At 32.2% G+C, this 11,455-nt stretch carries 13 protein-coding genes; 10 read left to right on the forward strand and 3 right to left on the reverse strand.

What is annotated here, in order from left to right:
* Positions 1 to 99 precede the first annotated feature (99 nt).
* From KKQ76_RS03380 to KKQ76_RS03400, 5 genes are all read left to right on the forward strand, one after another.
* Positions 100 to 702, forward strand: coding sequence for a Crp/Fnr family transcriptional regulator (locus KKQ76_RS03380; RefSeq protein ID WP_213195823.1), 603 nt, complete (start codon positions 100 to 102; stop codon positions 700 to 702).
* Positions 703 to 755: 53 nt separating this feature from the next.
* The gene (locus tag KKQ76_RS03385) at positions 756 to 1,964 is read left to right on the forward strand and encodes a hypothetical protein (protein ID WP_213195824.1); all 1,209 of its coding nucleotides are present in this window, start codon (positions 756 to 758) and stop codon (positions 1,962 to 1,964) included.
* 1,176 nt (positions 1,965 to 3,140) lie between these two features.
* Entirely contained in the window at positions 3,141 to 3,584 is a 444-nt protein-coding gene (locus KKQ76_RS03390; RefSeq protein ID WP_213195825.1) for a hypothetical protein, read from the forward strand.
* Between the two features lie 103 nt (positions 3,585 to 3,687).
* On the forward strand, positions 3,688 to 4,269 hold the full coding sequence (locus KKQ76_RS03395) for a hypothetical protein (protein WP_213195826.1): 582 nt from the start codon (positions 3,688 to 3,690) through the stop codon (positions 4,267 to 4,269).
* Between the two features lie 2 nt (positions 4,270 to 4,271).
* On the forward strand, positions 4,272 to 4,565 hold the full coding sequence (locus tag KKQ76_RS03400; protein WP_213195827.1) for a hypothetical protein: 294 nt from the start codon (positions 4,272 to 4,274) through the stop codon (positions 4,563 to 4,565).
* A 318-nt stretch (positions 4,566 to 4,883) separates the two neighbouring features.
* Here the strand turns inward: KKQ76_RS03400 and KKQ76_RS03405 are convergent, their stop codons facing one another.
* A complete protein-coding gene (locus KKQ76_RS03405) occupies positions 4,884 to 5,528 on the reverse strand; it encodes a hypothetical protein (protein WP_213195828.1) in 645 nt (214 codons plus the stop codon).
* Positions 5,529 to 5,734: 206 nt separating this feature from the next.
* Here KKQ76_RS03405 and KKQ76_RS03410 point away from each other — a divergent pair, with 206 nt between their 5' ends.
* Genes KKQ76_RS03410 through KKQ76_RS03425 form a run of 4 tightly spaced genes read left to right on the forward strand, consistent with a single transcriptional unit; the run spans position 5,735 to position 8,312 of the window.
* The gene (locus KKQ76_RS03410) at positions 5,735 to 6,259 is read left to right on the forward strand and encodes a C40 family peptidase (RefSeq protein WP_213195829.1); all 525 of its coding nucleotides are present in this window, start codon (positions 5,735 to 5,737) and stop codon (positions 6,257 to 6,259) included.
* A gap of 3 nt (positions 6,260 to 6,262) precedes the next feature.
* A complete protein-coding gene (locus KKQ76_RS03415; RefSeq protein WP_213195830.1) occupies positions 6,263 to 6,727 on the forward strand; it encodes a hypothetical protein in 465 nt (154 codons plus the stop codon).
* Between the two features lie 19 nt (positions 6,728 to 6,746).
* Entirely contained in the window at positions 6,747 to 7,559 is an 813-nt protein-coding gene (locus KKQ76_RS03420; RefSeq protein WP_069799122.1) for a 2,3,4,5-tetrahydropyridine-2,6-dicarboxylate N-succinyltransferase, read from the forward strand.
* Positions 7,560 to 8,312 (forward strand): glycosyltransferase domain-containing protein, encoded by a 753-nt coding sequence (locus KKQ76_RS03425; protein WP_213195831.1) that lies wholly within the window; start codon positions 7,560 to 7,562, stop codon positions 8,310 to 8,312.
* Positions 8,313 to 8,537: 225 nt separating this feature from the next.
* On the opposite strand, the gene KKQ76_RS03430 is transcribed toward KKQ76_RS03425, so the two are convergent.
* The gene (locus tag KKQ76_RS03430; RefSeq protein ID WP_213195832.1) at positions 8,538 to 9,356 is read right to left on the reverse strand and encodes a glycosyltransferase; all 819 of its coding nucleotides are present in this window, start codon (positions 9,354 to 9,356) and stop codon (positions 8,538 to 8,540) included.
* An 87-nt stretch (positions 9,357 to 9,443) separates the two neighbouring features.
* A complete protein-coding gene (locus KKQ76_RS03435; protein ID WP_213195833.1) occupies positions 9,444 to 10,259 on the reverse strand; it encodes a glycosyltransferase family 2 protein in 816 nt (271 codons plus the stop codon).
* 314 nt (positions 10,260 to 10,573) lie between these two features.
* On the opposite strand from KKQ76_RS03435, the gene hisG reads away from it, so the two are divergent.
* Positions 10,574 to 11,431 (forward strand): ATP phosphoribosyltransferase, encoded by an 858-nt coding sequence (hisG, locus tag KKQ76_RS03440; RefSeq protein WP_213195834.1) that lies wholly within the window; start codon positions 10,574 to 10,576, stop codon positions 11,429 to 11,431.
* The last annotated feature ends 24 nt before the right edge of the window (positions 11,432 to 11,455 follow it).

Genomic DNA, 11,455 nt, shown 5'->3' on the forward strand with positions numbered 1-11,455 from the left:
GCTTTTTTATCTCGGAATAAGACTGTTACGGTCTTTTTAAAATTCTTTAGTAAAGGTAATTTATATTTTGTAAATTGCAAAAAGTTAAAATGGTTTGAGATGAGTTTTATTATAGATCAAGAATTTAGTTTTAACACAAATGCTGAGTTAAAAAAATACAAAAAAGACGACCTTATTCACAGTGAAGGAAGTTATTCGAATTCGTTTTATTATTTGGTAAAAGGAGAACTTTCTGTCTTTCACTTTACCGAAGAAGGAAAAGAATTTTTGCAACACAAAGTGTTTGACCAAAGTTTCTTCGGGGAGCCAGCTGTTCTTTTAGGGAAGCCTTTTCCGGGAAATGTAGTGGTGACTTCAGAATGTGCAGAAGTTTACAAAATCAACAAAGATGATTTCCTCAATTATCTCAAACAAAAACCCGATTTACTCATAGAATTTACCAAGTCTATTGCCGAAAAATCCATCAGAAAAAGTAATTCTATTAAAAATATTGTGTTCCTGAATCCTGAGAACAGAATTTTCAGCCAACTCTGCGATTATAAAAAGCAAAAAAGCTGTGGCGAAGAAAAAATCCTGATTGATATTACCCGAAAAGAACTTTCGAATATGACGGGACTCAGAACCGAAACCATCATCAGAACCGTAAAAAAAATGGAAAGAGATGGCAAGTTAGAAATCAGAAATGGTAAAATTTATTTCTAGCCGCTGTGATTACAGTCATAGAATGAGCGTTTTAATTTCTCTAATTTTAGGGCATGAAAAATCAAGCATTCTTACTTAAGTTTTCTATTTTCAGTTTTGTAATCGTTGCGATTTTAGGCGTATTGATGCGCTATAAAATTGCGTTTTCTTTGCCTTTTGTAGAACAAAAACATCTGCAAGAAGCCCATTCTCATTTTGCTTTTTACGGCTTCATCACTTCGTGCATTTACATTTTAGTAGCGCAATATTTAAGCAAAACGGTAGAAGGAATTCAGATGAAAAAATACCAAATATTGATTGGGATTAATTTTTTCGCTTCTTACGGAATGCTGTTGAGTTTTCTCTATGCAGGATATTTTTGGCTGTCCATCATTTTTTCTACCATCGCTTTACTGAATAGTTTTGTGTACTATTTTTTCTTGCACAGAGACCTTAAAAACCTTCAGGAAACTTCCAAAATTTGGTTTTTAGCGGCTTTTTTCTTTGCGGTATTGTCATCATTAGGCGTTTTTACATTGAGTTATATGATGGCGACTAAAAACGTGGTTCAGGAATTATATTTAGCGTCTACCTATTTTTATCTGCATTTTCAGTACAACGGATTTTTTATTTTTTCATGTCTAGGATTGCTCTTTTATCACCTGAAAGAAAAAGGAATTCTAATCAGTTCAACAGAAAGCAAAATGATATTTTGGTTGTTGTTCATAGGATGTTTCATAGGCTTCGGTTTATCGGTTTTATGGTTGAAACTTCCTGTTTGGATTTATCTAGTCATTGTTTTGGCAACGCTTGTTCAAACTTACGGAGTTTTTCTCTTTTTTAAATGGATAAAAAATCAATGGCCAAAGATAAAAACCACGACCAATCCTTTGCAAAGATTTGTTTTCATCTATGTAGGCTTTGCTTTTGTAGTGAAAATTTTATTGCAATTGGGTTCTGTTATTCCTGCGGTTTCTCAATTTGCGTTCGGTTTTAGAAACGTGGTGATTGCGTATTTACACTTGATTTTACTGATGTGTGTTGCAACTTTTTTGTTGAGTCAAGTGATTCAAAATTTTAAAACAAGCCCAAGATTAAATACTGGATTAAAATATTTTCTGTTAAGCGTTTTTCTGAATGAATTTTTATTGGGATTAATGGGCATTTTCTCGATAAAATATGTAGCGATTCCTTTTGCCAATGAATTTTTATTTGGAATCTCTTTACTCATTTTAATCTCCATTCTAATCATCTTTAACACCTTAAGGAAAAAAAACAATTAAACCCCCTTACTTTTTTATAAATCCAAAAAAGGCTCACTGAATTTCAGTAAGCCTTTTTGTTTTTTTGTGGAACTTAAAAAAAATAATTTTCCACCTCGATGACTGAGCGTAGTCGAAGTCAGGGTTGGGGAAAGAAAAATTTAAAAAGGATAATAAAATGAGATTACCCCAGCCCTAAAGGGAGCTCATTTTATTTCCTAAACCTATAAATTTTCCACAATCGCTGGCTGAGCCTGTCGAAGCCACAACACAAATAAATCCGTTCGGAAAAAACATTTTAAAACACACGCTTCATCAATTCGCTAGCGAATTCCCACTTTGCTCTCTTAATAACATTGTTTTAAGTTTAAAATCTTTGCGTTTAAAATAATTCAGATTCCTAATCGTAAGTAAAAAACAGAACCGTGTCTTTCTGAACGAAGCACAGCATAGTGAAGAATCTCTTCATAAAGAAAAATATTTCAACTTCACATCTTCACAATTTCCAATGTTCCTCAGTGCGCTCAAAAACACAATCATTTCACCCCATCTCCGTGCACTTTGTGATAGAAATACTCGTATCTCGTACCTCATCCCACATCAATTTCCACCCCGCTTCATAGCGAATGAATTTCGCCAACTTTGCTCCCTTAAAAACATAAAGGATATAAAAAAATCTTTGCGTGTAAAAAATCAGAATTCACAACTAACTATAAACAATTTTCCACCCTTTAGGGTTGGGGAAAAGAAAATTGTGTCTGTTAAAGTGGCATTGTCTATTGGAGCTGTAGTTTTTGCATAAAACCCAATGCCTCATATTTTTAATCCGTGGCTTCCATCTCATCACCACATAACCACATCATCACATCACCACATCATCACATCAATTTCCACCCCGCTTCAAAGCGAATGAATTTCGCCAACTTTGCTTCCTTAAAACATAATGAGAATAAAAAAAACTTTGTGTTTAAAACAATTATCTGTTGGCGCGGATTTCTAATCCGTGACTTTCTATATCTTATTTCATTTATTTTATATAAATTTGTTAGAAACTAATAAACAGAAACTCAAATAAAGAAAAACACAAGCACATACAATCTTTTTAAAACGGATATTTCAATAAATATAAGAGTATCACATTTATACGTCTATTTGAGTGATGTGCAATTTCCAAAAAAACTTTAAAATTGAAAACGGATGACTGAAATTGAAAAAATCAACGAAGAATTAAGAAACTACAAACTATTTAAAATCCAAAGAATAAATACTAAACAACAGCAATTTAATGAATTGAAAAACGACTTATTTAGCATTCAAAAAAATGAAATAGCAACTTATATGTTATCAGCGTTAAATATAATTGCAATAATTTCTTTGGTATACTACTTAATGAAATCTATTAATGACGAACTTTTTTTTGAAGTTAATAAAGAAATAATTCTTTTAAATTTTGTAATTATTTTAGTTTTATCAATATATTTTACAACGAAACTCATATTAAACAATATAGCGCTGAAAAAACATATAAAATCGTGTGAAGAAGCTGTTAATTATTTTTCAAATGAAAGTGAAAAATTAAAAAGCATGTATGAAAATTATGTAGATAATTATTTAGAATTAAATAAAAAACAAACCCGATAGCGCAGATTTTTAATCCCACGAACGGAAGCAAACTTCCTCCGTGATATTTCACAAATCCTCCGAACCATTATAGCTAATATGCTTTCCGAACAGAACCCACAATATGAAAATATCTGAAAAATCCAACCAAGAAATTATTGAGCAACTGACTAAAATTGCAAACAATATCGACTCGACTAAAGAAAATTATCTTCTGTCATACCCTCACTTTTTGAATTATTTCAAAAATTTAGAAAATATAAATTTAGAGAATTTAATCATCGGAATAAGTTTTACTTACTCTTGGATGCCGACAATTTTAAAATCAATCAAACTCGAAAATCCTGAAAAAATTCTTTCAACTTTAAACGAAGTAAAAAACGGACAAAGAATAAACGAAGAGCAACTTGGAACTTTGAAAAGTTCTTTCAACAATTCACTTGTTGGAACTTCAAAATTATTACATTTTATCAATCCAAAACAATACGCAATTTGGGATAGCCGAGTTTTTCGATTTCTAAACAACGAAGAACCTCATAAATACAAACTAGAAAAGCCAAAAACTTATCTTGAATATCTTGATTTTATCGAAAATTTAAAAAACGAAAAAGCTTTTGATACTTTTTTCAACTTGATTAAACAAAAAGTTGGTTATGAAATTAGCGAATATCGAGCTTTAGAACTTGCATTTTTTAAAGGAGAATAATTATGGAGCCAACATATCGAGAACAAATAATTGAAACAATCAACAATTTAATTGAAGCTAGAAATATCATCTTTGAGCAAATTTTAAATCTTGCAATGTCTAATGAATTTAGTCATTTAAAAGAAGCTTTTGACCAAGGAGACATTTATTCTTTTTCCTTAAATCATTTTGAAGATATGGAAGATGTAAACGTTCAAAAAATGGTAAAACTTTGTAGAAAAACCGAAGAAACTATTTTTACGATTATGGACCTAAATGGCATAAACGAAAACGAAGTAAAACTTAATGAAGTATAATCCGATGGCGCAGATTTTTAATCCGTGACTACAAAACAGAACTCTGTCATTCTGAACGAAGCGTAGCCTAGTGCAGAATCTTTTTATCCAGTAAAAGATTTCAATTTCACAACTTCATAACTTCACGATTTCGCAATTTCACAACTTCATAACTTCACGATTTCGCAAATTTACAAATTTACGACTTCACATCATCGCATCATCACATCACCACATCACCACATCAATTTTCACCCCGCTTGAAAGCGAATGAATTTCGCCAACTTTGCTCCCTTAAAAACATAATGAGAATAAAAAAATCTTTGCGTATAAAAACAATTACCCAAGAAACCCCATCCCAAGAATCTCCTCACCCTCATAAATAGCAACAAACTGCAAAGTTTCCTCCTCTTGGAAATAGGAATCAAAAGTGAAAATACCATTGTCAACACTAACTTTTTGCTCTTGAATCTCAAAATGGTAACTTTCGTAATTCGGTAAAATAGAAACTAAATGCAGAGTGGGTAGAGTAAGTGGCGTATTGAGCTCTACAGAAATCCCCTCATCATAGCTTGTTTTTTTAATAAAATCCTTCGCCGAAGGAATCTTCCCAAATACAAAAGAAGATAGTAATTTTTTCCCTTCTGTGGTTTTCAAACCTTGGTAAACAGTCCTTTTTCCACGTTCAGAAACGTTGTCCAAATCTTTAATCGCGGTCATCAATTGGGCAAATTTCTGATACAGATATCGGTCGCCACACTTTTTATAGTAAGGATAAATGGCATTTCTGAGCATTTTCCCCGTTTTAGAACAATGCCCAAACTCACTGCTGTTTTCTCTTACTCGAGCATAATTTTCCTTAGTTTTAAAATTATCTCGATTAAAACCACTTTTCTTGCGCACTACAGAAACGCCGTTTAGTTCATAAAAAACCAAACCATCTATAGACCCCTGAAATTGTAAAATGCTCTTGTATCTCGCCATGGGTTAATCAAATGAATATCAAAAGTAAGGAATCGTCATGACATGCACAACTTTAATATATAGTTATAGTATAGTTATAGTATAGTTTATATATAAATAATTAATGTTATATTTGTATAAAAGTAGTAAATAAAGGGTGTTATAAGCGATGAATTCCAATAATGAATAAAACGCTGTAACTTCTAAAAAAGAGGGAAAACTGAATCATGAATAAAAGAATATTTTTTCTAATTGTACTCATACTCACGGTAATTTCTTGTGGCTCCCGCAAAACGGTGTCTCACAAACCTAACACTTCCACAGAGAACCTTAGAAACCTAACCTCCAAATTTGAAGGTCAAAATTCATATCAAGTCAAAAAAATCCTAAATGATGCCGAAGATTTCTTAGGAGCTCCTTATAAACTGGGCGGAACTAGCAAGTCTGGACTAGATTGCAGCGGGTTGGTCATTAATGTATACAATGAAAACAAGGTGAAAATGCCAAGACGTTCCATAGACCAAGCACAACAAGGAAAAAAAATAGAAATTTGGGAAGCAAAACCCGGGGATTTGTTATTTTTTGCGACCAATGGTAATGGAGCAGTTTCGCATGTTGGCATTGTAAAAGAGATTAAAAACAGAGGAGAAATTACCTTCATTCATGCTTCTACTTCTAAAGGAGTAATTGTATCTTCGCTGAACGAAAAATATTGGAACAAAGCTTTTCTCTTTGCCAAAAGAGTACTCTAAATAATGAATTATATTATCCAAAAACTTAAAAATTTAACTTACCATACACATTTAGGTTCACTCTTAAAACCTATAGAAAGTGAACTGAAAGAGTATCAGTTTTTAATAACAGACTACCTTTTCCTCTCTCCTGAAAAAGACTTGCCGATTCAGAATTTTTCCAGCAATTATGAAATATTTGATGCTGAAAATTTTTTAGAATTAGCCCAAAAAGATATCAAGTTCAATTATGGATATTTTGCAGCAATCCCAAAGGATAAAGAGATTGTCTTAGACTTAGAAAATTTGCCTTATGTAGAAGGAAATCCGGAAATTTGGTATAATGATTTTTTAAGAGATGACGCCGAAATAGAGATTTATGCTTACGATGGCAGTTATAGTCTAATAAAATTTAAAAATTCAAAATTATCTAATACCTTTGCAGAGTATTTTCCAGAGGCTGAATTGCTGGAGAATTTTCAATTTTAACTAAAAAATTAAAATAATTATGTCTTTACAACAAACCATTGAGAACATTTGGGATAACAGAGATTTATTACAAAAAGAAGAGAGTAAAACTGCCATTAGAGAAGTAATCGCTCTTTTAGATAAAGGCGAATTGCGTGTTGCTGAACCTACAGAAAACGGTTGGCAAGTAAACGAATGGGTGAAAAAAGCAGTAGTAATGTATTTCCCTATTCAGAAAATGGAAACCATAGAAGTAGGTCCTTTTGAATTCCATGATAAAATTCCTTTGAAGAAAAATTATGCAGAAAAAGGAGTGAGAGTGGTTCCTCATGCTGTGGCTAGAGAAGGGGCTTACATTTCTCCGGGAGTAATCTTAATGCCTTCTTATGTAAATATTGGTGCGTATGTAGATTCCGGAACTATGGTAGATACTTGGGCAACGGTTGGTTCTTGTGCTCAAATTGGTAAAAACGTTCACTTAAGCGGTGGAGTAGGAATTGGTGGAGTTCTCGAACCATTACAAGCAGCTCCAGTAATCATTGAAGATGATTGTTTCGTGGGTTCTAGATGTATTGTGGTAGAAGGAGTTCATGTAGAAAAAGAAGCTGTTTTAGGTGCAAACGTAGTGCTTACAGCTTCTACTAAAATTATAGACGTAACAGGTGATACTCCAGTAGAATTGAAAGGAAGAGTTCCTGCACGTTCTGTGGTGATTCCGGGAAGTTATACGAAGCAATTCCCTGCAGGCGAATTCCAAGTTCCTTGTGCTTTAATTATCGGTAAAAGAAAAGAATCTACAGATAAGAAAACCTCTCTAAACGATGCTTTAAGAGAAAATAATGTAGCGGTATAAATGGAGAAAATCGTAGTATACACTGCTATTTTTGGAGGGTATAATGAGCTTATTGAACAACCCCAATTTGAAAATGTAGATTACGTTTGTTTTACAGACCGTAATCTATCATCTTCTACTTGGAAGGTGGTAGTGGTTCCAAAACCGCCAGTTGGCGACGACAATACCCGAAATAACAGATTCTACAAAATTTTACCGCATCTTCATTTGCAGGATTATCAATATAGCATTTATATTGATGGTAATTTTATTATTAAAAAAAATCCACAGTTATTGATTAAAAATTTCTTGAATGAAGAGGTTTCCATGGCCTGTTTTGATCATAATCAAACCATTATGGACCCTAGAAATTGCGTTTATCAAGAATATGAAGCCATCGTAGCATTAGCCGAAACAGAAAATAAGGTAAAAGACGATTTAGAAGTCATCAAAAAACATATTGATTTCCTAAAATCTGAAAACTATCCTGAAAACAATGGTCTTATTTCTGGTGGAGTGTTAGTAAGAAAACATTATGACGAAAAGCTCATCAAAGTCATGGAAGAATGGTGGTATTTTGTGAAGAATTTTTCTAAAAGAGACCAATTGAGTTTCAATTATGTCGCGTGGAAACATCATTTTAAATACAATGTAATTCCAGGAGACATCAGAAAGAAAAATGATTACGTATATCTTCTTGGGAAACATAAAACCAATATTGCCAAAGACTTATGGAAATATAAAATCAAAAGATTTTTAGGTCTTAACTCATAAAAAAAATCTACTCTTTACGAGTAGATTTTTTATTTATAAATTGTTGTCTTTTATTCATAAAACACAAAGAATTTCAATTATTTACTTTATTTTTTTTCAATCTAAAACTCTTAGCTTCATCAATTCGCTAGCGAATTTTAACTTTGCTTTCTTGATTATTTTTGTTTTATGCAATTAATCTTTGCGTTTAAAAATAAATTAGATTTTTCTGATGACGATGGTTTATTAATTTTCTTCTAATTTTTTCAATCCATTAAGCGTAATGTATCTTTTTAGACTTTGATTTTCTTTCATAATGGCTTCATTCACACTTTGGTCGCTCCAATTTTCTTTGTGATAAAGGTGATATTGTACTGCAAAATTTCTAAGCGAATATAAGTGGTAACCCATTCCCTCAAAACGCCAAGTTAAGTCAATGTCTTCACCAATTGCGGGCAAAACATAATCTTCATTAAAACCATTAATTTTTTCCAATGCTGACTTGTAACAAGAAAAATTACAACCTTTTATTTGGCTCATTTTTCTAAGGTACGCAATGAAAGAAAATATAGATTTTGGTGAAATATAAATTCCTTCTTCATAGAATTTTGCACCATCTTTTTTGATGGATTTTATCTCGGGGAGAATTACTTTTGCAAATTCAGAAACCGTTTTTGCGTTTCTTAATTGGTCAGAATAGTTAGGACCGAGCTTGATTCTTTTACCTGCTAAAATTCTATCTTCTCGAGCAAATTTTAAGTGATTTTCTATAAAATTTGGGTGTAAAACGCAATCACCATCTATAAAAATAAAGTAATCAGCATCTATTGTTCTAATGGTATTGTTGAGTGCTTTATTTTTTTGCCAACCTAGATCTTCTTGAGTTAAGTGAATTAAATCTAACTTTCCACTGTAGTTTTTTACAAAATCAGCCATTTCTGTACTGTTTCCATCCTCGGAAATCACAGTTATAAAGTCAGAAACACTTTGCTGTTCTAAAGATTTTAAAACGATGGCTAAATCGGCAGTGTTTTTATATACAGAAATAATAAGTGCTGATTTCATATGTAGTTATTTATTGTTTTTAAAGGTCATATGCAATCGCTGATTCTTCATTAGCGTTTGTATTTGCTAATTATGACGATTTCATACTTATAAATTGGTGGTGATTCCTTGTTCAGTCCAAGTCAGTTTTTGGTCTCTTGTGTTTTTTCTGATGGCATTGTTTTTTGCCCAAGTTTCAGGATTTACATAACCTCTTGCATGGTCTAGATGCACGCAAATTGCGCTGTATCTTATTTGTTTTCCCTTAACTCCAAGATTTTCTAGCCTTTCTCCTAATTCTCGGTCTTGTCCGCCATATTGCATTTCTTGGTTGAAACCATTAATTTTTACTAAATCTTTTTTCCATCCAGAAGCGTTATGACCATTCCAAGAAGGTTTAGTAGGTGTTAAAAAATTGAGAAGTTTCGCTTTGAAAGCTTTAGCTGTCAATTTATTGTTTTTAAAAGATTTTTTCAGCCCATTTTGGGTTAACCATTTCACATCAAAACAGTTTTGAGAAATAATATCTTCTCTACTGATGAGTTTTGAAATATTCATGGGCAACATGAAATAACCTCCCGATAAAAATCTTCCCGATTCTCTATTGTTAAGGTGAGTTTCTACAAAATCTTTTCTGGGAATACAATCTCCATCGGTAAAAATCAAATAATCCGTATTGGAAGCAAGTATGGCTTTATTTAGAATCTGTGATTTCTGAAAACCATTGTCTTCTTGCCAAACATGAATAATAGGAATATCTAGTTCAGTTTTGTATTTCTCAATCAAGTTTTTTGTGGCTTCTCTAGAGCCATCATCAGCAATAATAATTTCGAAATCTTTGGTAGTTTGTACGCTAAATCCCCAAATCACTTTTTCTAGCCATTCTTCCGAATTATAGGTACTAAAAATTACCGATGCTTTCATATTTTTTATATTTCGTCACAAAGATACTTTTTTAGCCTAATATTCAAAAATTCCGCAGAACGATATTTGTTACGTTCAAAAATTTGAAAAATAATTTCCATTTTCAAAAAAATCTCTATATTTGCAAAAGAATTAGACAAAAAATGAAAAATTTAAACTTAATCCATCATCATCATCATCTCATCTAAAGGCGAGTTGATAATGTATCATGTATTATAGTTAATAAAATATTTACAATCCGCCTTGAGTTTTTCAGGCGGATTTTTCTTTTTCATTACTGCAGAACTCGAGGCTTAAAAAAATAAAATCAAAAAATGAGTTCACTTAAAATTGCAGTTCAAAAAAGCGGAAGACTTTTCGAAGATTCTATTAAACTTCTCAAAGATTGCGGGATTTCTTATGATAATGGCAAAGACCAATTAAAAGTTCAAGTAGAAAATTTCCCTATCGAAATATATTTTCTTAGAAATTCAGATATCCCACAATACGTAGAAGATGGAGTGGTAGATGTAGCCATCGTTGGCGAAAATTTACTTATTGAGAAACAAAAAAACATCGAAATTGTACAGAAATTAGGTTTTTCTAAATGTAGAGTTTCTCTAGCTGTTCCGAAAGAAGTAGAAACTGATGATGTAACGTATTTTCAAGGCAAAAAAATAGCGACTTCTTATCCAAATACCGTTAAAACTTTCCTTGCAGAAAACAATATTGAAGCAGAAATTCACGTGATTTCTGGTTCCGTAGAAATTGCTCCAAATATGGGATTAGCAGACGGAATTTGTGATATTGTAAGCTCAGGAAGTACACTTTTTAAAAATGGATTGAGAGAAACCGTAACCATCTTGAAATCTGAGGCAGTTTTGGCAAAAAATAAAAATCTTTCTGCTGAGAAATTAGAAATTTTAGAGAGACTTTTGTTCAGAATTCAGGCAGTTTTGAAATCTAAAAACACCAAATACATCTTGATGAACGTTCCTAATGAAAAAATTCAAGAAGTTTCTAGCATTTTGCCAGTGTTGAAGAGTCCTACCATCGTACCTTTGGTAGAAGAAGGTTGGAGCAGTTTACACTCTGTGATTGAAGAAAAAAGATTCTGGGAAGTAATAGACCAACTCAAAAAAGCAGGAGCAGAAGGAATTCTCATTATTCCAATCGAAAAAATGATTTTATAATTTACTACTCAACGACTGAACAAC

The organism is Cloacibacterium caeni, assembly GCF_907163105.1.
GTDB lineage: Bacteria > Bacteroidota > Bacteroidia > Flavobacteriales > Weeksellaceae > Cloacibacterium > Cloacibacterium caeni_A.